Here is a 24,305-nt window from a genome sequence, read left to right on the forward strand (position 1 = left end):
TTGAGGGTTGGTATTTTGACGGGGTTATTGTGCATTAGCCTCCTTAATCGAATTGGGTAATTCGGAAGTTACTAACATCACAAATGCAGCATTTCTGTAGGGAAGAGTATGAAAACGCCCTTGATAAAAATCGACCGCAATCGCACCTTTATCTAGATGGCGATAATGCCCATCTAAGGGTTGCTCTTCGTCTTGTGTCCAATAATCGCCCGCTTTTATATGGCGAAAATAATCTGTAGAAAGCATTGCTTGCTGAGGTTTGTCTTGAGTTTGTAAGATTGCTTCTACTTCTTGTTTTGTCGGTAAGCGCCAGCCTGTTACTTGGCAAAGCCCACGTTGATTGGCTTTGCGGATCAAGTCTTGAGTATCACATTTGCTAGACTCAAAATAACAATCGCCGCTATTTTTTACGCCTATTTGGTCGTTGAACCACGAATAACTCCAGTAACCGTCATGGATGGATTCATCGTCTCGCTTCACTTCCCATAACAGATTTTCTTTTTCATCATAAACACAGGCCCAAGGCCCCTTCCATGCAGTCATCAACTGACCGTTATTACTGACTTTATAAAATCTATTATCTAGGGGTAAACTCGGCTCACTCTGAATTAAATGCCCAGCAGCTAAGCAAACCGTAAAAAAACCAATAGAAAGTAATAATCGTTTAAGCATCATAACTTTACTTTTTGACTGAGCGCCGAGTAATCCAGTTTCAATGGCCTTTGGTGACGAGTGTGTGCGATTTGTGCATGGTCAAATGCGGCAACCCACAAACAAACGCCCTGCTCTAACGCCACGTCATATTCAGAACCTGTTTTATTCCTTCTCGCGACTTCTAATGTCCAATATCCGTCTTGCCAATGACCTTTTGCTGTGACATCGCCTCGGTCTCCTTCAAAACGATTCGAACGATAAAGTACTGAGCTTAATAAAGTGCCTTCAGGGTAGGTATCTAGTAATGGTTTATAAGGTGTACTTGAGAACCAAGGCAGTACTGCTTGTTCAATATGTTGGTTATCAGCTTTATACATGTGCTGATATTCAGGTAACGGCAAACGCTTAGGGGTGATTTGGTTTTTGCCGTACCAAAACCAATTCATTACATAGGCGCCACTTTCTTTACCATCCGCAAAGTAACCTGCTGTGTACCGCCTATCTCCGGGTTTTGCTATTCTTGGCTTCGCTATTACATTGTCATCCATTTGTACCATGTCATTAGTGCGAAGAGCTTTCCAATGCCAAAGGTCACGCACTCTGCCATCGAGCGCACCATGGTAGCCTTTGCCATGCCAATTAGCTGGTTTGCCTTTAATAGGCGACTTTCCTAAATGAGCCGTGCCGTCACCGCCATGGTTACAACTCTGACTAAGCAGGACTGCAAATTTATCTTCGTAATAGCGAGTTTCATTGAATGAATGGAAGCCTTGCTGCTTAACTTGCCACTGTTGATTTAATTTAACCAATGGCAGGTGGGTTAGACTTTTAGTCTCATCTTGCCAACGAAATAAGAAGTAGCTCTCGACATCGTTGCTGGCAATCTTTATTTGAACGGGTGTATAACCATTATTGAAATTTGCCCCGCCGTAGGTGTTAATTGCTTTCCATTTGATGTTTTGCCAAAAAGGCTCTGAATCTTGCCCATCGATTGCAATAAAATCTGAATGCTCAAGTGGTAACACCTGGAAGCTTAGAGATTTATTCTGATCAAAAATAAATACGCCAATACCTGCCAGCAAGCAAAAACTAATGAGATGCCATTTAAGTCTCACAATCGCTTTTATTTGGAAGAGTTTGCCTACTAATTTTTTGCCTAGTGTTAAGAAGTATACGTAACTATGCAATATCAAGAAGAGTAGGAACGCTAAAGCACTCAAGTAATGAACTGTTGAGATCCATACATTGGCTAAGTCTAACCATCGGGTAAACCCCGAGATTAAACTGACAAGAAGAACAACGTAACCAAACCAGTTTACTGATCGATGATACTTGTTATTTGCTGCTTTATGATCAAACGTTAAGCGATAAATAATAAAACATGCACTCGCTAAAGCAAGTGTAACGCCAGAATAATAGTGAACTGTGTGCATTTTACCTTGCGGTAAAACAGGGGCTAGAAATGAAAAGTGATCATACTGTAACAAACTGACTCTCAAACCTGTTATCAAGGAGAGCGTTACGGAAATCATAACGATTAAATGCAGAATAATAAAAAGGTGTCGATTGGCTCTTTTCACTTGCAAACTGTTTATCCACTTGGCTGTATCAAAATTGGAGCCACACCCTAAATGAATTTATTTACAAAAAAATTACATTTCTCTTATGTTTTTATGTGTAATAATTCAGTCACACCTAAACAAAATGGAATAAGTGACAAAAAAATAGTTAAATAATCGTTAACTGTTGCCAAATACCCCTAATTCCCCATAGTATTCAAATAAATCATCTACAATAAAAATAATAACCCGGGAGGTGATATTTATGAGAATGCGCCAAAAGCTGATAGCCAGCTTTGTATTAACCGTGATTGTCCCTATCTTAGCAATTTCAATTGTGAGCATTTCACAAACCAAAACCGAATCTTTAGAGCGCTTCATCGACAGCTCTAACAGTGAAATACGACAGGTCGAAAATACGTTTAACCTATTTTTTGACCAAATGAAAAATAATGCGCGATTTTTAGCGCAAAGTAGCACTGTTACTTCTGTTTCTGAAAACACATCTACTTACTTTGATGCTGAAAAAATGATGGATCCGCGTTCTGCGGGAAAAGAAGAAGCTGAAATTTTTGAATTGTTTGAATCGTTCGGTCAAACCCATGAAGAGCTGCTGTTCGTATACTTGGGCACTCAATACGGTGGTTTTATTCAATATCCTGCCGAACCCTTAGGAAATTACGACCCTCGTAAACGCCCTTGGTACAAACAAGTTACGCAAAATCCAAGTGAAGTCATTGTTACTGAGCCATATCAAGGTGTAACAGGACAGGCTATGGTGAGTGTGGCAACGGCAATTAAAAAGTCAGGGCAAACGATAGGTGTACAGTCGTTAGATGTTACCTTATCAACACTCACTGATATTGTGAGCAACATTCGTTTAGGTGAAACTGGGTATTTAATGTTATTGGATGGCCAAGGCACAGTCCTAGCCGATCCTAAAAACCCTAATAACAACTTCAAATCAATTAACAAGTTAAATTCGCCTATTTTCAATGCGATCAGAACGAATAAAAATCAGCCTTTGATCAATATTGAAGCAAGCAATAAAACCATGGTTGCTCAGTTGTACCATTCAGATGCATTGAATTGGACGTTTGTCGCCATCATTGATGAAGACGAAATTCTGTCTTCTGCCTACAACATGTCTTATAGCATCAGTGTGATTGCTGTGGTCATGTTAATCGTCTTTGTCTTTATTGCAGTGGTGTTAGCGAATAAAATTGTCTACCCAATCGAAATGGTATCAGAAGGCTTAAAAGAAATAGCACAAGGCGAAGGTAATTTGTCGAAACGCCTTAAAGTCATAGGTAACGATGAAATCAGCGAACTAGCCTCGTGGTTCAACCAATTCTTAAATTCAATTAATGAATTGGTTAAAGACATTCAAAACAACGCAGCTACGTTAAATGATGAAGCGCAAAGCTCAAAATCACGCATTAGTGAGATTCGACAACGCTGCCAGACACAACTAGACCAAGCGCAGCAAGCAACACATACTACTGAATCTGTAGAAAGCATGGCCATAACCATTAGCCAAAACTGTGGTGATGCTTTAAATGCGATTGAAACGACTGATTCTCACGCACAAAATGGTAACGATTTAATTAAGCAAACGGTTTCACAAGTTGCACAGCTTCATGGATCTTTGGGCGAATCAGCCGGCGCTATGAGTGACCTCGAGAAGCAATCAAATAACATCACCAATATTCTAGAAGTAATTAGAAATATCGCTGAGCAGACTAACTTATTAGCACTTAATGCCGCTATCGAAGCTGCCCGTGCAGGAGAACAAGGCCGAGGCTTTGCGGTTGTTGCCGACGAAGTAAGAACACTGGCACAACGCTCTCATGATGCGACGCAAGATATTGAAAAAGTACTTACCGAATTAATTGATCAAACGCGAAGTGTTTCACAACAAATGACGTCTAGTGTCGCTGACTCAGAGCAAGCCATTGAGTGCTCGGAACAAGCACATCAAAGTTTTGACGAAATCGCTGAATCTGTTCGTTTAGTGCAAAACTTTATTGCGCAAATTGCTGAGCAAGCAAAACACCAAGGTGATACGGCAAGTGAGACTAAACATACCATTTCTGGGGTTAATGACTCAGCTCAGCATGTTGGCGAAGCTGCTGATAACCTCTCTGCTGGTGCAACTCAGTTAGTAGAACTTGCAAATAGCCTTAATAGGCTCGTAGGCCGCTTTGATATAAACTGACTCTGCAAGGTGAAGCTAAATAGTAGCTTCACCTTATTGTTATTTGCAACTTTGTATCACCTTTTCTATCCAGTTAAATTCTTTATAAGCGTTCGATGGCTAATCAATCATCTCTGTGTAAGAAGATTATTTACAATCATTGCGATAAGTGTTTTTATTTCAAATACAGACTAAGTATCAGATTTTTAGGGCTTATGCTTTTTTCGACAACAGAAACCATTCCAGGAAAAGAAATAGAAAGTATCGTTGGTGTCGTAACCGGCAACGTCGTTCAAGCAAAACACATTGGCCGTGACATCATGGCTGGCTTAAAGGGCATTGTCGGCGGAGAGATCCGAGGCTACACAGAAATGCTAAGTGAAGCACGAGACATTGCAATTGAACGTTTAGTTCAAAGTGCGGCTGACAAAGGTGCTGACGCCATCGTCGGTATTAGGTTTACAACCAGTACCATTATGGATGGTTCTTCTGAAATTATGGTTTTTGGTACAGCAGTTAAACTTAAGCCATGAGTAATCGGCAAGACATTTCTTTTAGAGATTTTGTAATTTCTGACAATGCTCGATTGATAGAAGTATTAAATCACCCTGATGTAAATCGCTACTTATCTAGCAAAATACCTTCTCCTTACACAGAAGCGGATGCCATTTGGTGGATCAACGAAGGAAGTAAGCAGGGTTTTGTTAAAGCAATATGCTATCAAGGTAAATTTGTTGGCTGTATAGGCGTTAACCCCGGTGAGTTTGAATACCAACGCGCTGGCGAATTAGGTTATTGGTTAGATAATACGTATTGGGGAAAAGGCATTATGCCTCAAGCAATCGAGTTCATAACTACCGAAGTTTTTCGGACAACACCTATTGTCAGAATTTTTGCCGCAGTATTTGAACCAAACATGCCTTCAAAGAAAGTATTGCTTAAATCCGGATTCCACCAAGAAGCAGTTTTGAAAAGTGCGATATTTAAAGATGGCATATTTTACGATAATCACTTGTTCGTAAAGTTGAAAATCTAGATTGATTTATTGGATTCAAGATTAAGTCGACGCGCGTCACTGAAACTAACAAACAGTGTAAAAATTTTATCAAGAACCATTAAAAGGATAATTAGATAAAAATAAATAAATACACTTTACTCTGGCTGGGTTCTATTGCCTGCTACCTTCTGCTCACAGCAGTGGGAATGCTAGATTTTGAGTTAGGCATTCTCGCAGCTATTTCAAATCTCACAATGCTTCCTTTTTTGTTTAATTCAAAGAATGGTATAACCGAGTATCAAAAACAACAAGTCGTAAAAGATCCAATCAATCATCTTACTTTTAACGACAACGTATTAAATATTGGGTCTGACAGCTTACCAGTGCAGCAAATCAGAAAGGTGGCAATGGATACTTGTGGAGAAACCAGTTTTTTCTCATTGCCATATAATCAAATAAAACCCGGTGTTGTGCCGGCATTTGAATTTCCATCTGAGCAGTTTGAAGATCTGAAATCTCACTTGAAGAGCGGGTTACCAGAAACAGTTATTTTTATTTCTTAATGGCTACCAAGGGCACTAGTATTAATCAATTTTCAAAAATTCACAAAACAACGAAATAAACTTGATACATTAACTGTCTTATTCTGCTCGAATATGACAAAAAGGCCTGAATATTGAAAACAAGTGTTCTGACATTTATTGCGCTTATTGCATTCGCAGGAAACTCTATATTATGCAGAATTGCTTTGAGTGATGCGCAAATAGATGCCGCAGGATTTACCGTGGTCCGTCTAATTTCTGCCGCTATATTCTTATATTTTTTGGTTTTCTTTAATAAGCGTACTGATAAATCACCTCTGAATTATGGTAGTTGGTGGTCATCAATTATGCTGTTTATCTATGCAATTTGTTTTTCTTTTGCGTATATCTCTTTAGATACTGGCACCGGTGCATTAATACTTTTTGGTTCAGTTCAACTGTGCATGTTAACTATTTCTAAGTTATCGGGAGAGCGCTTCTCATCGCTTGCATTGATAGGGTTGTTGGCTGCACTTATCGGGTTTATCTATCTGGTATTTCCAACGTTAACAACCCCCTCTCTCATTGGGTTTGTTCTTATGTCTTTATCTGGGGTCGCGTGGGGTTTATATACACTTGCAGGTAAAGGAGCAAAGCAACCAAAAGCAGAGACTTCTATGAATTTCATCAGAACTCTGCCATTAGCACTTATAGCACTGCCATTCGTTGACTTCAGCAGTATCACAACTAAAGGCCTAATCATTGCAATGATATCTGGTATTGTTACATCAGGTATCGGTTACATAATTTGCTATAAGGCTTTGCCTTTGTTAACTGGCATACAAGCGGCTGTCTCTCAGCTACTAGTACCGGTTATCGCTGCTATTGGTGGTTTTTTGTTTTTATCGGAGCCTACATCAACACGCCTTATAATAGCTTCACTTCTTATTTTAGGGGGCGTTTTATTAGTCTCGCTTGAGAAATCCAAAAAATAAATCACCATATTAATTTTCGTTATTAAAGCATGAGAATACATAGTAAAATTCCGATTTTTTTAAACTGGACTTCATATGGCTTGGTTATATTTAAGTATTGCTATTATTTCAGAAGTTATCGGCACACTGGCGTTAAAAGTATCAGATGGTTTTAACAATCTAATTGCAAGTGCTATTTGTGTTATTGCCTACTGTGTTGCTTTTTATTGCCTGTCTTTAGTTGTAAAAGAAGTGCCTGTTGGCGTTGCATATGCAGTTTGGTCTAGGGCAGGCATTGTCCTTGTTACAGTTTTGGGAAGTATCTTCTTTAAACAAATACCTAATATTCCTACGTTATTAGGGATGGCATTGATAATTTTAGGTGTCATTATCATCAATATTTTTTCTAAAAATATGACTCACTAAATAAAAGTTGGTTCATCACACAATTTAGTTTCTTAGTTATGTCTTTTTATCGCAACCATAATCTCTTCACATTTTTCAGTTAGTTTATTGATAATCTTCGAATTAGGAAAATATTATGTTATTTACTAAGCTACTCGCAAATAGACTGTTTTTGCTTTTTATCAGCCTTATTGTTACTGGCATCATTGGTACGTTAATGGTCCATGAACTCGAACTCATGTTTTCTGAACTTAGCCATGAAACTTTGGCTCAGCTAAAAGAAGATGAAGAAGGTATCGCGATTATACTAGTCGGATTCGGAGTACTTTTAGAAGGTAGACATATTTTACAAAACTGGATCACGGGCCATGAAATAGAAGCGACTGAAACGACTCATTTATGTGAATATTATGGGTTTATTCTACTGGCTCTAGGCCTCTTCATTGAGATATTTGACCAAATCACTAACTTAATTCATAGCCCACTGGTAGTTTTTTGGACTGAAGTATTAGTTAACTACCCTATTAATCTTTATGCGATGTTCTTGTTATTTAAAATCATTGTTGCTCTAGCAAACCCAAAAGCTGATGCGAAACTTGCTCACTAATTAAAATACGATAGCTGCGAGTGAGCTTCGCAGCTATCGTTCAGTTTAGCCCATACTAGATAAGACTGCTTCCATTTTCTCTTTTGCATTTGCAATGCTGAGTTCTTTACTAGGCATATTCAAACCCTCAGCATAAATGAACTCAACGTCTGTAATCCCTAAAAGCGCAAAAAACGATTTAACATGTGTAGTTTGTGAGTCATTATCAGTCCCTGCATAAATTCCGCCACGTGCAGCTAACACTTTTTAATTTGCTATCAGGCCAACAGGGCCTTGTTCTATGTATTTAAACGTCACACCCGCTCTAGCGATCCTATCCATCCAAGCTTTAAACTGTGAAGGCACACCAAAGTTATACATAGGTAAGCCAATAACCAGTATATCGCTTTATTGTACTTCTTTGATAAAATTATCAGATAAATCAACCAACGATTTTTGTTCACTGTTTCTCTGCGCTTAAGGCGTCATCCAAGCAAGCATTTCTGTTTGCTTTAGGTGTTCCAACGGCGCTTTAACTAGGTCTCGGTGTGTAACTGTTAACTCAAACTTATTTGATAATCTGTCTACAAACTCATTGCTCAAAATATAAGAATTACCATCGTCATGATTAATTGATGTATTTATTAGTAAAACATTTTTTATCTGTCTTCACCTGTAGTTATTTCAATAACACCAGTCTAAGCTGGTCAGTAAAGGTTAAACAGCTATGAATTTTGAAAACTTTAATCAAAATTTTTGAATAGATTAAATGTGTATTTTGCACCTATGCTGTAAATAGTTAATCACCTGATTTGAGTTACTTATGGCATTAAAATTATCCGCAACAGAACATGATATTGGTGGCCTAAACGTAAAACGTTTACTTCCCCACATGAAAAAGCGCATGGTTGGACCATTTATATTTTTCGACCACATGGGTCCGACTACTTTTTCTCAAGGTGAAGGGATTGATGTCAAACCGCATCCACACATTGGTCTCTCTACTTTGACTTATTTAGTTGAAGGCAGAATTTTACATAGAGATTCATTGGGTAATAACTTAGAAATCACCCCTGGAGATGTAAATTGGATGACAGCTGGCACAGGTATTACCCACTCTGAAAGAGAAAGCGTCGAAACAAGAGCATACGAGCATGTTCTTAACGGCTTGCAATCTTGGATTGCCTTACCAGAACAGCATGAAGATATTGCGCCTTCATTTACGCATGTGAAGCGAGAAGACCTGCCGCAAATAGTTAAAGATGGCGTCATGACCCGTCTCATAGCGGGTAATGCCTATGGTTTAAGCTCACCAGTCAAAACCTATTCAGAGATGTTTTATCTAGATGTAATTGGTGGTGCAGGTAAAAAAATTGAGGTACCTAACCCAGACTTTGAAACCGCACTCTATGTTTTATATGGTCAAGTCACTGTCAACGAAGAGACTATCTCACCCTATGAGCTTGTATTATTAGAAGAGACAGAAACAACGATTGAGTTTTCCAAAAACAGCCGTGTAATTTTACTGGGTGGAGAAAAATGGCAGCATGTGCCTTATATTCATTGGAACTTTGTATCGTTTAGTAAAGAAAAAATAGAACAAGCAAAACAAAACTGGATTGATGGTAAATTTCCAGAGATCCCATCTGATAAACTAGAGCGTGTGGAGTATTAAAGATAAATCTCCCTCAGCCAAATTTTAACTGAGGGAGTCGCTTTTCTAAGGAAATGAATATCGAATAATACGTTTTAAGACTGAGCCGTATTGGCGCCAAAATCCGCCCGTATTGTAGTGAATACCATGCTGCTGAAAGATTTGTTGTACTTTCGGGGCTATTTCTGGGTAACGCTTCGCCGGTAAGTCTGGAAACAAATGGTGTTCAATCTGAAAGCTTAAATGCCCTGTTAAAATGTGAAACCATGTGCGACCTTTCAGGTTTGATGAGCCCAAAGCTTGACGGTAATACCACTGCCCTTTGCTTTCGTTTTTACACTCTTCTTCGGTGAAAGTATGAACATGCTCCGTAAAATGCCCGCAAAAAATAATGGTTGAGGTCCATAAGTTTCTTAATAAGTTTGCGACTAAATTACCACAAAAAACCCATAGAAAGAGCGGCCCTGCTAGAATTGGGAAAATGACATAATCTTTAACCAGTTGCTTAGCCCCTTTGCTAAAGAAGCGCTTTTTAAGTTCTGTGTGTGATACTTTATTATCTCGGTTGTCTTTCTTTTTACCAAAGAAAACCCGCTCAGCTGCCATCTCATGATATGACACCCCCCACTGAAAAAGTACACTCAATAAAATATAAGTAATAAACTGCCAAAGGTTTTTCACTCGCCACCTAAAGTCATTCGATAACCTCAAAAGGCCATAACCAAAATCTCTGTCTTTACCGATAATATTGGTATAAGTGTGATGTTCGTAGTTATGCACCCTATTCCAACTACTACCATCACAGGCAATATCCCATTCATAGGCACTAGAATTAATGAACTTGTCGTTCATCCAGTCATATTGACCATGCATCACGTTATGACCAATTTCCATGTTGTCTAAGATCTTGCCTAACGCAAGACTTAAGACCCCCACCACCCAAAGTAATGGCTGCCAAAATCCTAACATCAGTAAAATTCTGCCGCTCCACTCAAACACCCTCTGCCAAACAATAACTTTACGAATATAGTTCGCATCTTCTTGTCCGACTTTTGCTTTTACTTGTTGTTTTACTTCATCGAGTTGCAAGGCTAACTGGTCAAAATTCACTTGTTTCATAGTTCTAACTCCAAATCGGTCACGGCTTGACTTACACACAGTTGGATCAGCTCTTCGCTGTTATCTGATAAGCGTCCATCACGCATATCTTTTACAATACCCTTCTTTTTCACACACTGACATTGATGGCAAATACCCATACCACAGCCATACGTCACAGGTTTATTGTGTGATTGAAATTCACTTAATAATGAATCTCGGTTACTGATTTCTAAGTCACCATGATTGAGTTTTACTGTGAATCTTGCAGCTTCATTTAAGGGTTTAGTTGGCTTAATTGCTTGAAAGTGTTCTGCTCTGATGGGTATTTGACGTGACTTACAGAATTCCTCAGCTTCAACGTACATTGCTTCTGGCCCACAAACGAGGAGCTCGTCGGTGTGTTCTATTGAAACAAACTTGGAAAATGAGCCGTGTTCATTACGATTAAGTAGTTCAAAACTAAAATTAGGGAGTCTGGTTAAAAGTTTCTCTAATACATCCACCAGTAAATGCGAATTAGGCTTCGCGTAATACAATAAATGGACGTGTTGGTGCATGTTTGTCTGTAAGTCATTCAACATTGCAATGAATGGGGTAATACCAGAGCCGCCTGCTAAAAGTGTCGTATGATTGCTTTGCTCATCAAATATGAATTCACCCATTGGGTTTGAAATATTGACCCAACTATTCATAGCTAACTCGCCAAGATACGGAGTGAAGTTACCCTTATCATGAGTGCGGATCACCAAATCAAATAAGCCCGTTTCTTTTAATTTTTTCGCGCCAGACGCGATGGTGAATACTCGAGAAATCAGCCGACCTTGTTGCACTATTGTCAAAGAAATATGCTGGCCAGCTGTGTGTGTTGGCCATTTTCTCTCTGGTTTTAGGGTTATTTTAAGTGCATTTTCGCCAAGTACTCGAATACCTTTAACCTGTGCCCGAAAAAAACCGCTTCTCCAAGCAGGCTTAATTACTTGTATCACTGGTTCGAAATAACCTGATAAGTCTCTGTGATGAAATAAATTGTTTGAAATAAACCGTAAGATATTTTGCATGTCAAAACCATTTTAGCTTACACGTGTACGCCCATTGAGCGCACAAGTGTAAGCTCAAAATTTTTAAATGCAAATTTTTTGGTTAATTACTCTAGAATATCGAATTAGTTTGTCTATTTTCATCAACAACTCTTTAATTTTTCAAAGCTCTTTATCAGAGCTAGATCTAGTAAAATCTTCTTAAATTTGATTTCAGAATTAATATGTAGATTTTGGAAAATAGAAAGTTTTCTGAGCCTTAGTTAAGTTGAATTTGAAACTTTAAAGTCTTATGAAGAATGATTTAATTAAAAGACGATAAATCAAATAAATTGAAGCTCTATACGAGAAGTTAAGGAAAATCTTTCTTTGTTAAGCAAAGGTTGGATTATAAAAATTATATCTTTTAGCAATCCAAACATCTCTTTAAAACGTACTAATTGACTCTATTTGGAGCGATACATGTACTTAGAAAAAGAAACTTTAAACTTACCAATTCCCCCAGAAAACTCGCTAGATGAGCATCAAAAACAGTTATACCGTAAAGACCCTCAAAAGTTCTTAAAGAGCGTTGATTTTATTCACGCATCAATAAAGTACATGGTCGACAACCACATAGAAAAAATCAATGTTACCAACAAACAGACCATATTCATTTATGATGATGGAACACAAGAATTTTGGGTTGAATGCAATAAGAATAGAAAAAACTTTAAATTTCAAATAATAGAAGAATCACCAGTTATCTTAGATGACAGTGAATACATCACTATTTGTAAACTTGCTCATTTGGTGAGACAAGACCAATTGAGATACTTTTAGTATTTATCATAGAAAACTTTATCATCTATTTTCATTAGCTGGTTCCACAACTCTTCAGAGAGACGTGGATATAGCGCGTAAAACTGATGGCTTAAAACTAAATAACCATAATTTTCTACAATCGGGCTTTTGTTTTCGAAAAAGTTTACGGGTAGGTTTTTATGTTGGCAATCACTCAGAGAAATACCTACCCGACCATTAAATAGTAACTCGTGGGCTTGCTTAACCGACACGGTTTCGTAGATTTGAAAACCTTTCTTCTTTAAATCTTCAACGAGCGAATAGCCTCTTGGCACAGAAATACCTTGTGGCAACTCTACGAATAATTCATGACCATTCCATTTTAGGGGCACATTCTTTTTATGTATAAAGCAAGTTGCAGTACTTGAAATTGCTCGTTGATTATCGAGCTCATTTTTTGAGGTTTTGGGGTATTTAGCAAACACCTCTCTGCTGACTGAATGCCTTGCTATCAATGCATCAACTTTACCTAGCTTTAAATCGTTTAAACACCGCTTCCATGGCTCACGAACAAACTCAATGTGTACAGTTGAGAGCATTTCATCAAGTTTTTGCATAATCTCGATTGCTGCACCAGGTTTTTCGTTAGGTGTTAAGATTCCCTCACCACGATAATGCGGCAAAAGCTCTTTACTCTCATAGCAAAACTTGAGTGTGGTTGCCTGAGCAGTAACGCATGCAATCAAACAGGTTAGATACAAAAAACATTGAAACATATGATTTTTAAACTTTTAGAATTATCGTAATTTTAGTCTTATATTTCGCAATGAACAGATATTTTTAATTTATTAGGTTTTTAATTAATTCAGTAAAGTCTGCTCATCGTAAACTGTCACAATTACATCATAAAACATATGCTCTAATTACTGGTATAGACCAGATGGGGTTCTTATGAAAAATAACTATTTATTACTGACCCCCGGCCCTCTCAGTACATCCAAAACAGTAAAAGAGGCCATGTTACAAAATTGGTGTACTTGGGATGACGACTACAACATTGGGATTGTAGAAAAAATTAGAACCCAATTATGCTCGCTTGCCGGCAGCACTGAACTATTAACTGCCACTTTAATGCAAGGCAATGGCACCGCTTCTGTTGAAGCGGCCCTGGGTACTTTTATCTCAAAAAGAGACACCTTACTTGTTATAAATAATGGTGCTTATGGTGCGCGCATTAAACAAATCTAGACTATCTCAACATCAATGTCATTAGTCTAGATTTTGCAGAGACGCACTACCCTGACGTTGTCCAAATTGAGCAAACGCTTAAAGAGAACTCACAAATCAGTCATGTTGCCATGGTTCATTGCGAAGCAACTACTGGCATGCTCAACCCACTAGAAGCTATTTCAGAGCTCGTGAGCCATTATAGAAAAACGTTTATTTTAGATGCAATGAGTAGTTTTGGTGGAATACCCATCGATATGATAAAGCTAGGTATTGATGTTTTAATTAGCTCTTCAAATAAGTGCATTCAAGGTGTTCCTGGCTTTGGTTTTGTGATCTGCAAACACGCTTTGATTTCACAATGCAAGGGCAATGCCCGCTCTCTATCTTTAGATCTGTATGATCAATGGCAAACTATGGAACAAAATAATGGTAAATGGCGTTTTACTTCACCTACGCACGTAGTGAGAGCTTTTGCACAGGCACTGATTGAATTTGAACAAGAAGGCGGTACTAAAGCAAGGTATAACCGCTATAAATCAAACCAGTCTTTACTTGTCAGTGGTATGAGAGAGCTTGGCTTTGAGACACTTTTGCCCGATCCGTTGCATTCACCAATAATTACTTCCTTTTTTTCACCAAAAGAACCTAGGTATAACTTCAAACTATTTTATGAAAAGCTAAAGTCACTTGGCTATGTTATCTATCCTGGAAAAGTTTCAGACGCAGACTGCTTTAGAATAGGCAATATTGGTGAAGTGTATCAAAAAGACATAGAAAGTTTACTGCAAGCTATCGGTGAAGCGAAATACTGGTAGTTTCTACTGTCTTTAAATGAAAAATTTCCCGGAAAGTAAATCAAAAGAATATTTATAAAAAATTAAATCGCTTTTGCTTTTTTCATCATTCGAATGTCTAGTCTGGAATGGGCTGATAAGTTCATTGCAAAATTCAAGTGAATCATCAACTTCCCTCCACTACCATTTCAATACAATCATGCAGCCAGAATTCAATGTTCAAGTCGACTAAGTTATCTTCTTTATCATAACGCGCCCTTTGCACTTTTAAGCAAGGCGTGCCGCTATTTATTTCAAGTAATTCAGCCGCATAATCGGGGAGCACAGTGACGCTGATGTTGCACTGCTCATGAGAAATATCAACCTGATAGTGTCGTTTCATAACATCAGTGATTGATCCATTTAACACTTGCTTTTCGAGATGATTGAAACGCGCTGCAAGACAGTGAATTTCTTCAACTAATACACCTCTTCCATCTAAATATCGAACTCGGGTCAGTTTGTAAATAGGCTTATCACCAAAATGAGTAAATGCAATGCTGTGCTTATTAGAAGGGGTCATCAGTTCAATTACTTTGGTAGAGGGTGCAAAACCTTGAGATTCAGATAATGCGTTAAAATTCACTTTGCGTGCGGGATGCCATTTTAGCTTTTCAGGGGTAACAAACCATCCTCTGCGCTTTTGACTGTAGATCTCTCCTTCTGATTCTAATCTGGCCAGTGCTTCTCTCACTGTGATCCTCGTAGAGTTGAACTGCTCTTGCAAACTGCGCTCAGAAGGAAGTTTAGAGCCGGCTTTTAAACGCCCCTCATTGACCAGGTTTTGAATATGATTTCGAATGACTTGATACAACAACATAAGCAACTTATTTAACTAACTATTTAATTGACTGAGCAGTACTAGCTTACTGCAGTTTTATGACAAACAGAATCTAGAGTTAATTTGAATAAAGCGAATTTGTTGTCTAACTTCTAATAATTAAACTGACATCTTAACGTGAAACAATTCAGAAATATTAGCTTGCATAAATAAATATTTTGTACCTTAATAGTTTTATGATTTTATTATGTATACTTGTTTAAGTATCGTCATTTTTACATCATTTAAGACTGATTAATGGAATTTTCTTTTCGTCAATTTATTTACCTATCTATCTGTGTTTTCAGTTTGTTTTGTTGCACTTTGAACCAAGCTTATGCAAACGAACAATTCACAATTGCTGTTATAGGTAAAACCAAAAATGATTCATTTTACGAACAATCATTCAAAGGCTGCCTTAATTTTGCCAGTAAGGTTAATAATCTAAAATGCATTTATGATGGCGCTGATGATTATCAAGATGTAAGAACTCAGTCCTTAGTGATTAACGAATTGTCAGAGCAAAGTATCGATGCCTTTTTAGTCTCAACCACTCACTCTGAATACTTAGTGACGCATGCCCTCAAAAACTTAAAGAAGAAAAATATTCCAGTAATTACATTCGACTCTGATTTATTACCCAAACATCAACAATACAGGCTTGCTTACATAGGTACGAATAATTTTGATTTTGGCGTTGCCTTAGGTGAGTTGGCAAAAAAATACAAAACAGTCGAAAAACAAAGTATTTGTCTTCAGTCTGGTCATCAAACTACGCCAAACCTGAATGCCCGCCTTGCAGGGGTTCGTCATGCTTTATCAGGTCAAAGCAAAAAGCGTTTATCTGGCGACAATGGTTGGGTAGAGCACCCTCGCTGCCCGCTTTATACCATGGGGAAAAGACATGCTTCTTTGGAACAAGTTGAGCGCTTTTCTACACTAAAAAATCCGCCAATCTTCTTGGCTGTGGCAGGGTTTGCTCAGTTTAACCCTGACTATATAGAGACCATGAAAGCAGCAAAAAGTAAAATAGCCGACGGTAACTTTGTGCTCATCTCTGCTGACACTGAGCAAATTCAACTTGATGCGCTTAAGCACGGTCTATCAACTGTGAATCTAGGGCAAAAGCCTTTTGAGATGGGCAGGAAAAGTACCGAGCTAATGTACAATTACCTCACGCAGGGCATTAAACCTAAACTAGACAAATATTATTTAGATTATCACCTGTGTGATAAATCTAATTTTGAGACCTGTACAGTAAATTATTAATTTCTCGTATATACCGACAAAATTGGAAATTTATTTTCGCCAAAATTCAAAGTAATAGACTGTGTTTCATTGCCATTGAAAGGCTGTTTAAAGTTTATTGGGGAATATCTTGAACCGTCTGCAAACAACGCCATGATGTGTTTTGCTTGTAACTCTCTGCGGCCGCTCGATTGGTTCGTAATAGTTAAAATCCCCCAACGCTCTCCATTGTCATTGCTCATCAAAACAAAGTGGTCGATGGCAAATTCACTCTCATCTGGATACGCATTATCATCGTTTTCAAAAGCAAACTTAACTTGGGTGACATCAATTCTATCCAAAGACAACACATCATTTTTTGCAGCTAAACCAAAGCACGCAGCAAGCAATAATATTGAAAAAGCGTATTTATACATATCCTAATGCACCTAAAAATCAAATGACTTTTATAACCAATGAAATATGAACACTACCTTAAATAAAGTTCATTATTGATTAACTTCCTACTGGTTTCGCCGAAAAAGTCATTAAAGTTTTAAATAAGCCTTATCATTGATGCAAATGGGCTTATCTTACCAATCAATTGTATAACGGGTAGGATTAGTTATGAATTTAGACCTATAAGCAATTTAGTAAAGCTAGTTCAAAACCCAGTCACACTGTTTGATAGCCACAAACCATGGGCGATTAAACTCTCGCTTAGCTTTATTTTCTGGTGCTTGTAAAGAGATGTTCATAAATTCGGCAAGATACTGATATATGTGTGTTTTGACTTTAATGTCTTCTAAATTAGTATATGCCTCTTTTAGTTTTTTAATTGTCTGAAAGGTAATTTTTCTTCCCTGTAGCTGTAAATATCTTTGATGGATCCAGTACAAAAGAGATTGTTTAGATTGATTAGGAAAAGCTAGGGTCAAGGTTGCCGTTGGCGAATACAAGCGCTGATAATCCAAAAACTTATCTTGTAGTAAGAATGAAAAAAGTAAGTTGATACTAGCTGTCACTATTCCTGAGCGTTTATCAATTAGTTGATAGCCTTTTAATGCTTGTCGGTAATACGCTTCCGCCTCTTTAATATTACCGTCATCGAATTCAATCATTCCGAGGTTATTATCGATCATCGCAATGATGCTTTCCCGGTTTGTCTCAACCGCCAATGCCCGAGCTTTTTTATATAGTAACCTAGCGCTGTCATAATCGCTCTGTTGGCGTGAAACCAAAGCCAAACTATTCGTTAAAGTTAACCTTTGCTTTTCATTTTGCGCATATTTATAAGCACACTCTAAACTTTTTTGTGCATCGGCCAGAAATTGCTTTTTCCTAAGATAGATCCCAGTTCCACTCAGAAACGAAGTTAAATGGGCTTTAAAGTAAGGATGATGTTTGTAGTGAAATACGGTTTCTAGAGACTCACTGAGTTTATCTAATTGGTTTGTAGGTACAGCGGCTCTCATTCTGATCAAATGCCAGCGGATAAATTGTTCGTCAGAAAACCTTTCTTTATCATAGATACTATCAAGCAAAATTAATGATTGTGCAGGGTTAACGGTTAAATAGTCTTCTGCTTCTGTAATTTTATTTTCAACAATTGAATTTGCTAATGAAGGAACAGCCAAAAATAGAAAAATAAAATTTATAAAGGTTTTCATGGAAATCTTCAAATTTACGAACTCTGATTTAAGCATAGTAAATTTGAGTGAATTCCTCAGTTAATTAAAGCTTAGATTCAAAAGAGCCCGAAGGCTCAACATAGAATCAGCAAAGACAAGAATTATGACCATCTTTACTTAAACGGTGACAAATATGACCTGTTGGTAGACAAGCATAATCAGTCAAAACACCACCAGCTACTTGAGGAGTTTGCTGCTTTTCTAAGTCGTTTACGCTACGATTTAATTGCTTTAGGTTTTTCTTTTTAAGGTTAAATTTCATAATCATATCCTGTTGATTGTTGTCATTGCTTTAAATAGCCTTTTATTTATCACCTAAAAACACCTTTTTGAAACAAAATATTTACCAAACTGATTTTTTACCGATAAGGAATACAAATGACATTACAAAAAACTGTTGTAATTACAGGGGCAAGCCGTGGGATTGGTGCAGCGACAGCGCTGTTATTCGCAAAAAATGATTATGCCGTTTGCGTTAATTACTTAAACAATATAGATGCAGCTGATGCAGTAGTCTGCAAAATCAAAGCAATGGGTGGAACAGCCATTGCCATAAAAGCAGATGTTAATAAAGAAAACGAAGTACAAAAACTATTTGGGCTTGTCACTGAACAGCTCGGTGTAATCGATGTGCTTGTGAATAATGCGGGTATTTTAAAACCGCAGGCAAAACTTATTGAGTTAACTGAGGAGCGAGTAAAAGAGGTCTTGACGAGTAATGTGATGAGTTATTTCCTTTGTTCTAAATACGCCATTAAGCATATGTCGACAGAGTTTGGCGGCGCCGGCGGCAGTATTATTAATGTCTCTTCGGCAGCATCGAGAACAGGCTCACCTAACGAATATGTCGATTATGCTGCAAGCAAAGGCGCAATTGATACGCTTACTATCGGCCTTGCAAAAGAAGTAGCCGCAAATGGCATTCGCGTTAATTGTGTCAGGCCTGGGTTAATCTACACAGACATTCACGCAGACGGCGGAGAGCCAGACCGAGTGAATAGATTAAAAGAAAAACTGCCTATGAAGCGCGGTGGAGAGCCAGAAGAAGTCGCTGAGGCCATTTATTGGTTAGCTTCAGAAAAATCATCTTATGCAACAGGAAACTTCTTAGATCTAGCTGGTGGGTTATGATCAACTTGTCAGGGTTTCAAGTTCAGTTAGGATCTGAAGTGCTTCAGTTTGATTTTGACCACATACCCACTCCACCGCTTTAAAATCATGGCAAACAGGGGGGCGTTCCGGCTGACCAAACAACTTACACAAGTTATCATCGGTCAAATTTTTACAACGTTCACCTGCTTTTTTACCATTTGGGTGATTAGGAAAACTTGTACTTATGCTTGGCGCTATGCAACACGCTCCACAGTGTAATCGACACTCCACGCAAAGACGACCTCTGAAAATGATAAGAAAGATATATTAACACGCTAAACAAGCATTATTAATCACCGAATCAATTATCCTGAAAATATCAACTATATTTATAATCTAGGTTGTACCTGCAAATGTAAATAACTATGTCATGAATACACGGATTGTTACATCTTCTTACTGCATATAAATACCTAGAAACATCTGATCGAGTATGCTCATTGTGTAGATTAATAAAATAGAATGCTGAAGCGTCATTCTACCGTCGGAAGGACTATTATTGTGGCTAGTAAAAAACAAATTCTCTTACCCTTAGCGGTTTTAGCTGGTGGTGTTGCTGTTTTCATTGGACTTTCATCTATGAAACAAGCACCTGAAAAAAAACCAGAGAAAATCATTCACCCTCTTGTACAGGCTGCGCCTATCACCATCTCAGATATGAGACTCAACGTTGAGTCCTATGGAATAGTTAAACCTAAGTACACAACAGAACTAGTCGCACAAGTTAGTGGACAAATTATTGAGCTTTCAGATAAATTTGTAAAAGGCGGCTTTGTTCAACAAGGTGATATTTTAGCCCGCATAGATCCTAACGACTATGAAGCAGCCTTAATTGAAGCAGAAGCTAGTCTTGCACAAGCAAGCTCTGCACTCGAAATTGAACAGGCTCAAGCACATGTTGCTAAAAAAGAATGGCAACGTATTAAGAACAATGCCAATGAGACTATCCCTTCTGAACTGTATTTGCGTAAACCTCAACTTGCTGAAAAACTTGCCCGTTTTAAGGCCGCTCAAGCAAGTGTAAAACGTGCAAAGCGAAACCTTGAACGAACTTACATCAAAGCACCTTATGATTCAATTATTGAAAGCCGCGTTGTCAGTTTAGGTAGTGTTGTAAACCCTGGCAGTAAATTTGGTATTTTAAATTCAACTTCAGTGGCTGAAATACGTCTTCCCGTCGCTGATCATGAATTACAATACCTACCTCAACAAGGTGTTGATGCAAATGTCGCTTTAACGGCACAAGTTGCGGGCAAAACTGTTACTTGGCAAGGTACAGTGGTGCGTAGCGAAGGTGTCATAGATCAGCGCAGCCGTATGACTTATTTAGTTGCACAAGTTCCGCAGCCTTATTCAGATAGTTCAAAACAGCTACGCTTTGGTGCGTACTTAAATGCTTCTATTGAAGGCGCTTTAGTTGAAAATGCCATTCAAGTACCGCAACACTTAATTAAAGACAATAAGATTGCCGTTCTAAATGATGATTTAACCCTGAGCTTTAAGGGTGTGAATATCATCCGTGAAACAAATGGCATAGCAATTATTGATCAAGGCCTTATGAATGGCGCTCAAATCATTACGTCTGCACTAGAGTATCCAACCGAGGGAATGCAACTTCGTACCGATGACTCTCCTATTACTTCTCCTGAAACGCAGCTTGCGCTTAAGGAGGAATAAGCATGAGTACATCAACTGAAAAAGGTTTAATTGCCTGGTTTGCACGCAACCCCGTTGCTGCAAACTTATTAATGATATTTATATTAGTCGGCGGGATCTTAACGGCTTTTTCTATTCGCAAACAGATGTTTCCCCAATTTGAAAGTCCATGGTTAAGTATTCAAGCAGTTTACCCTGGGGCGGCGCCTCAAGAAGTTGAAGAAGGCATAACCATTAAAGTAGAAGAATCAATGGAAGGCCTTGAAGGGATCAAACGACTCATCACCTATTCTAACCGTGGGTTTTCGCAAACTTGGATACAAGTTCAAGAAGGGTACAACCCGCAGGAAGTGCTTGATGAAGTGAAAATGCAGGTTGATTCGATTTCGAGTTTTCCAATAGGCATGGAGCGCCCTATCGTTCGATACGACAAGTTCGAACAAGAAGTGATGTGGATGTCACTGAGTGGCAGCTTGAGCAATGCCGAACTAAAAGAGCTTGGCAATACCTTACATGACGAAATGTTAGCCCTTCCTGGTGTAAACCTGTTAAGTTTTTTCAGTGGTTTAAACTATGAAATTGGTATCGAGGTTAGCCCAGATAAGCTTCGTGAGTATGGCTTAACTTTTAGAGATATATCTTCAGCAGTGCGTGCCTTTTCAGCCAATATGTCAGCAGGTCAAATACGCTCTGATAATGGCTACATTTCAATGCGTGTTGAAAATCAGGCATATCGAGGCCATGAATTTGAAAACTTACCATTAAAGACAATTGAAGATGGCGCGCAGATTTTCTTAAGAGATGTTGCTGTAGTTAAAGATGGTTTTGAAGAAGGCTTACAATTTTCAAAATACAATGGCAAAAATTCACTGACTTTTGAGCTTAGAGCGTCAAAAGATCAAGATATTACCAAAGTTGCTGATACAGTTAAGAGATACCTAGCTGAACGCAACAAAACGTTACCAGCAGACGTTCAAATAGAACCTTTCATTGATTTAACTTACTACCTAGATGGCCGCTTGAATATGATGATCGAGAACATGATTTGGGGTGGTATTCTGGTTATGTTGATGCTTGCGCTGTTCTTGCGTGTACGCTTAGCATTTTGGGTGATGATGGGCTTACCAGTTTCGTTTCTTGGTGCATTTTTATTTATGCCGATGGGCTTTTTAGATGTGACCATTAACCTCGCTTCATTATTCGCATTCATTCTAGTACTCGGTATTGTGGTTGACGATGCCATTGTGGTGGGTGAATCTGTCCATGCAGAAATAGAAAAAAAAGGTCATAGCCTTGATAACGTAGTACGAGGTGTAAAACGCGTTGCTATTCCAGCAACTTTTGGTGTTTTGACTACGGTTGCCGCATTTTTACCACAAACACTAGCAACAGGCCCAGCAGCGGCATTTTCAAAGGCCATTGGTGGTGTCATTATCCTTTGCCTAATCTTCTCTCTAGTTGAGTCTAAGCTAATCTTACCGGCTCACTTAGCAGCGATGAAAGATAAGCCGAGTAACCCTAAAAACCCATTCCACCGTTTACGTGAAATTTTAGATGGGGGTCTTAAAAACTTTATCGAAAATCTATACCGCCCATTTATTGAACGCTGTATTCACTACCGTTACACCGTAATTGTTGGTTTCTTAACCGTACTTATAGTCGCTGCAGGCATGTTTGCCGGTGGATTAGTAAAGTTTGTCGCAAACCCTAAAATTCCACATGACTTCCCTCAAGTAAGAATAGAGATGAACCTTTCAAGCTCTGAGACAGCAACACTTGAAACTGCGCAAAAAGTTGAAGCACTTATTTTAGAAGTCGACAAACAGATCGAAGCTAAGTATGGCCAAAAAATGGTACGTGACCTGTCGGTTAGCCTACGTGGTAGAACCAACGCTCAGATCATGGCTATCTTAGTAGAGCCAGACCTTCGCCCTATCGACACTTTCGCGTTAAGTGCCATGTGGCGCGAACAAATGCCGCCTTTACCAGGTGTTAAAACACTTAACATCGAAGATAGCATCATGAATGGTGGTCGAGATGATGGCGACATTAGCTTCAGACTCGAAGGTAAGAATAAAGACGAGTTAAAAGAAGTTGCTGAACAGCTTAAGGCTAAACTGAACTCTATGGCTGGTGTAGGTGACGTGAACGACTCTATGCAAAGTGCAACAGACGAAGTTCAACTGGAATTAAAACCACTTGCATACAGTATGGGCTTAACTCTGGCTGATGTTGCATCCCAGGTTAACTTTAGTTACTACGGCCTTGAAGCACAACGCATTCTTCGTGAAGGTGAAGAAATTAAAGTGATGATCCGCTACCCTAAAGAATCGCGCAACTCTATTAGTGATATACAAAATGTGCGTATCATTACTCCTGCTGGTGCTGAAGTGCCTCTAGTTGAAGTCGCTAAAATTAATCTAGTCGATGGTGTGAGTCGTATCCGTCGTGAAAATGCGAAACGTACTATTAATGTTTGGGCAGCAGTAGATACAAATCAAGCTGAGCCGTTCAAAATTGCTAAAGAGATCCGTGATGAATACCTGCCTTCTCTATTGAAAAACTACCCAGGAGTTCAAAGTAACGTTGCAGGCCGGATTCAAGAAGAAATGGACAGTGTTGCTGAGCAGATCCGAGATTTTGCATTATCAATGATGATCATCTTTGCCCTACTTGCTATTCCGCTTCGCTCATACTCACAACCTATATTAATCATGTCTGTGATCCCATTTGGTGTGGTTGGTGCCGTTTTTGGCCACGTGGTGATGGGCATGACAATGAGTAGTCTATCTTTCTTTGGAATAATCGCGGTTGCAGGTGTGGTAGTTAATGATTCACTTGTAATGGTTGATTTTGTGAATAAAGCCAGAGAAGAAGGGATTGCACTCAAACAAGCTGTTGTTGAGGCTGGTTGTAAAAGATTTAGAGCAATACTACTTACCTCTTTAACCACATTTATTGGTCTGGTTCCAATTATCACAGAAACCAGTCTACAGGCACAGATAGTGATCCCAATGGCAGTATCACTCGCATTTGGAGTTCTGTTTGCGACAGTTATCACCTTGATATTAATACCATGTCAGTATGTTGTGCTTGAAGATATCAAAGGTTTGTTTCGTAAGAAAAACAAACAAATCAAAAATACAGTAAATGCGAATTTAGAAAATTCGCTAAATAACTAAGACTTAAGGCTGGTAAAAGCTCGGCATTGTAAATGCCGAGCTTTTT

General features: G+C 38.5%; 23 protein-coding genes and 2 pseudogenes. 14 read left to right on the plus strand and 11 right to left on the minus strand.

Annotation, left to right across the window (positions count from 1 at the left end; all coding sequences use genetic code 11):
* Positions 1-24 precede the first annotated feature (24 nt).
* A complete protein-coding gene (locus C1E24_RS14055; RefSeq protein WP_138482470.1) occupies positions 25-675 on the minus strand; it encodes a DUF1566 domain-containing protein in 651 nt (216 codons plus the stop codon).
* Positions 672-2,141: an ethylbenzene dehydrogenase-related protein gene (locus tag C1E24_RS14060; RefSeq protein ID WP_240722023.1), complete on the minus strand. Its 1,470-nt coding sequence runs from the start codon at positions 2,139-2,141 to the stop codon at positions 672-674. The genes C1E24_RS14055 and C1E24_RS14060 overlap by 4 nt, the downstream gene beginning before the upstream one ends.
* A gap of 337 nt (positions 2,142-2,478) precedes the next feature.
* Between C1E24_RS14060 and C1E24_RS14065 the strand changes: the two genes are divergently transcribed.
* From C1E24_RS14065 to C1E24_RS14095, 7 genes are all read left to right on the plus strand, one after another.
* Positions 2,479-4,431, plus strand: coding sequence for a methyl-accepting chemotaxis protein (locus tag C1E24_RS14065; RefSeq protein WP_138482472.1), 1,953 nt, complete (start codon positions 2,479-2,481; stop codon positions 4,429-4,431).
* 194 nt (positions 4,432-4,625) lie between these two features.
* Positions 4,626-4,943 carry a heavy metal-binding domain-containing protein gene (locus tag C1E24_RS14070; RefSeq protein WP_138482474.1) on the plus strand — a complete coding sequence of 106 codons (318 nt, stop codon included), beginning with the start codon at positions 4,626-4,628 and terminating at the stop codon, positions 4,941-4,943.
* Positions 4,940-5,446 carry a GNAT family N-acetyltransferase gene (locus C1E24_RS14075; RefSeq protein WP_138482476.1) on the plus strand — a complete coding sequence of 169 codons (507 nt, stop codon included), beginning with the start codon at positions 4,940-4,942 and terminating at the stop codon, positions 5,444-5,446. Before C1E24_RS14070 ends, C1E24_RS14075 begins: the two co-directional genes overlap by 4 nt.
* 167 nt (positions 5,447-5,613) lie before the next feature.
* Entirely contained in the window at positions 5,614-5,970 is a 357-nt protein-coding gene (locus C1E24_RS14080) for a hypothetical protein (protein ID WP_138482478.1), read from the plus strand.
* A 113-nt stretch (positions 5,971-6,083) separates the two neighbouring features.
* A complete protein-coding gene (locus tag C1E24_RS14085; RefSeq protein ID WP_171040897.1) occupies positions 6,084-6,923 on the plus strand; it encodes a DMT family transporter in 840 nt (279 codons plus the stop codon).
* Between the two features lie 75 nt (positions 6,924-6,998).
* Positions 6,999-7,328, plus strand: a complete 330-nt coding sequence (locus C1E24_RS14090; protein WP_138482480.1) for a DMT family transporter — start codon at positions 6,999-7,001, stop codon at positions 7,326-7,328.
* Positions 7,329-7,443: 115 nt separating this feature from the next.
* Positions 7,444-7,914, plus strand: a complete 471-nt coding sequence (locus C1E24_RS14095; protein ID WP_138482482.1) for a hypothetical protein — start codon at positions 7,444-7,446, stop codon at positions 7,912-7,914.
* Between the two features lie 45 nt (positions 7,915-7,959).
* Here C1E24_RS14095 and C1E24_RS21225 read toward each other — a convergent pair.
* Positions 7,960-8,295 (minus strand): annotated as a pseudogene (locus tag C1E24_RS21225) (FMN-dependent NADH-azoreductase).
* A gap of 421 nt (positions 8,296-8,716) precedes the next feature.
* Between C1E24_RS21225 and C1E24_RS14105 the strand changes: the two are divergent.
* Entirely contained in the window at positions 8,717-9,568 is an 852-nt protein-coding gene (locus C1E24_RS14105) for a pirin family protein (protein WP_138482485.1), read from the plus strand.
* Between the two features lie 45 nt (positions 9,569-9,613).
* On the opposite strand, the gene C1E24_RS14110 is transcribed toward C1E24_RS14105, so the two are convergent.
* Both C1E24_RS14110 and C1E24_RS14115 read right to left on the minus strand, forming a co-directional pair.
* Entirely contained in the window at positions 9,614-10,666 is a 1,053-nt protein-coding gene (locus tag C1E24_RS14110; protein WP_138482487.1) for a fatty acid desaturase family protein, read from the minus strand.
* A complete protein-coding gene (locus tag C1E24_RS14115) occupies positions 10,663-11,706 on the minus strand; it encodes a flavin reductase family protein (RefSeq protein ID WP_138482489.1) in 1,044 nt (347 codons plus the stop codon). Before C1E24_RS14115 ends, C1E24_RS14110 begins: the two co-directional genes overlap by 4 nt.
* Before the next feature lie 441 nt (positions 11,707-12,147).
* On the opposite strand from C1E24_RS14115, the gene C1E24_RS14120 reads away from it, so the two are divergent.
* Positions 12,148-12,507, plus strand: a complete 360-nt coding sequence (locus C1E24_RS14120) for a hypothetical protein (RefSeq protein ID WP_138482491.1) — start codon at positions 12,148-12,150, stop codon at positions 12,505-12,507.
* Here C1E24_RS14120 and C1E24_RS14125 read toward each other — a convergent pair.
* On the minus strand, positions 12,504-13,151 hold the full coding sequence (locus C1E24_RS14125) for a transporter substrate-binding domain-containing protein (RefSeq protein ID WP_138482494.1): 648 nt from the start codon (positions 13,149-13,151) through the stop codon (positions 12,504-12,506). The two genes, C1E24_RS14120 and C1E24_RS14125, sit on opposite strands and share 4 nt — an antisense overlap.
* Positions 13,152-13,419: 268 nt before the next feature.
* Here C1E24_RS14125 and phnW point away from each other — a divergent pair.
* A pseudogene (gene phnW, locus C1E24_RS14130) lies at positions 13,420-14,513 on the plus strand (2-aminoethylphosphonate--pyruvate transaminase).
* Positions 14,514-14,658: 145 nt separating this feature from the next.
* Here the strand turns inward: phnW and C1E24_RS14135 are convergent.
* Positions 14,659-15,351 carry a UTRA domain-containing protein gene (locus C1E24_RS14135; protein ID WP_138482496.1) on the minus strand — a complete coding sequence of 231 codons (693 nt, stop codon included), beginning with the start codon at positions 15,349-15,351 and terminating at the stop codon, positions 14,659-14,661.
* 258 nt (positions 15,352-15,609) lie between these two features.
* Between C1E24_RS14135 and C1E24_RS14140 the strand changes: the two genes are divergently transcribed.
* Positions 15,610-16,620, plus strand: coding sequence for a substrate-binding domain-containing protein (locus tag C1E24_RS14140; RefSeq protein WP_138482498.1), 1,011 nt, complete (start codon positions 15,610-15,612; stop codon positions 16,618-16,620).
* On the opposite strand, the gene C1E24_RS14145 is transcribed toward C1E24_RS14140, so the two are convergent.
* The 3 genes from C1E24_RS14145 to C1E24_RS20960 all read right to left on the minus strand — a co-directional run bounded on the left by C1E24_RS14145 (position 16,617) and on the right by C1E24_RS20960 (position 18,531).
* Entirely contained in the window at positions 16,617-17,015 is a 399-nt protein-coding gene (locus tag C1E24_RS14145) for a hypothetical protein (RefSeq protein WP_138482500.1), read from the minus strand. The two genes, C1E24_RS14140 and C1E24_RS14145, sit on opposite strands and share 4 nt — an antisense overlap.
* Positions 17,016-17,237: 222 nt before the next feature.
* Complete coding sequence (locus C1E24_RS14150) at positions 17,238-18,248, minus strand: tetratricopeptide repeat protein (protein ID WP_171040898.1); 1,011 nt, start codon at positions 18,246-18,248, stop codon at positions 17,238-17,240.
* A gap of 106 nt (positions 18,249-18,354) precedes the next feature.
* The gene (locus C1E24_RS20960; RefSeq protein ID WP_171040899.1) at positions 18,355-18,531 is read right to left on the minus strand and encodes a hypothetical protein; all 177 of its coding nucleotides are present in this window, start codon (positions 18,529-18,531) and stop codon (positions 18,355-18,357) included.
* Positions 18,532-18,647: 116 nt separating this feature from the next.
* On the opposite strand from C1E24_RS20960, the gene C1E24_RS14155 reads away from it, so the two are divergent.
* On the plus strand, positions 18,648-19,400 hold the full coding sequence (locus tag C1E24_RS14155) for an SDR family oxidoreductase (RefSeq protein WP_138482504.1): 753 nt from the start codon (positions 18,648-18,650) through the stop codon (positions 19,398-19,400).
* Here C1E24_RS14155 and C1E24_RS14160 read toward each other — a convergent pair whose 3' ends face one another.
* Complete coding sequence (locus C1E24_RS14160) at positions 19,401-19,652, minus strand: YkgJ family cysteine cluster protein (RefSeq protein ID WP_138482505.1); 252 nt, start codon at positions 19,650-19,652, stop codon at positions 19,401-19,403.
* Positions 19,653-19,922: 270 nt separating this feature from the next.
* Between C1E24_RS14160 and C1E24_RS14165 the strand changes: the two genes are divergently transcribed.
* Together C1E24_RS14165 and C1E24_RS14170 are read left to right on the plus strand one after the other, a co-directional pair.
* The gene (locus tag C1E24_RS14165) at positions 19,923-21,098 is read left to right on the plus strand and encodes an efflux RND transporter periplasmic adaptor subunit (RefSeq protein ID WP_138482507.1); all 1,176 of its coding nucleotides are present in this window, start codon (positions 19,923-19,925) and stop codon (positions 21,096-21,098) included.
* A 2-nt stretch (positions 21,099-21,100) separates the two neighbouring features.
* Positions 21,101-24,259 carry an efflux RND transporter permease subunit gene (locus tag C1E24_RS14170; protein WP_138482509.1) on the plus strand — a complete coding sequence of 1,053 codons (3,159 nt, stop codon included), beginning with the start codon at positions 21,101-21,103 and terminating at the stop codon, positions 24,257-24,259.
* The last annotated feature ends 46 nt before the right edge of the window (positions 24,260-24,305 follow it).

The organism is Pseudoalteromonas phenolica (assembly GCF_005876835.1).
Lineage (GTDB): Bacteria > Pseudomonadota > Gammaproteobacteria > Enterobacterales > Alteromonadaceae > Pseudoalteromonas > Pseudoalteromonas phenolica_B.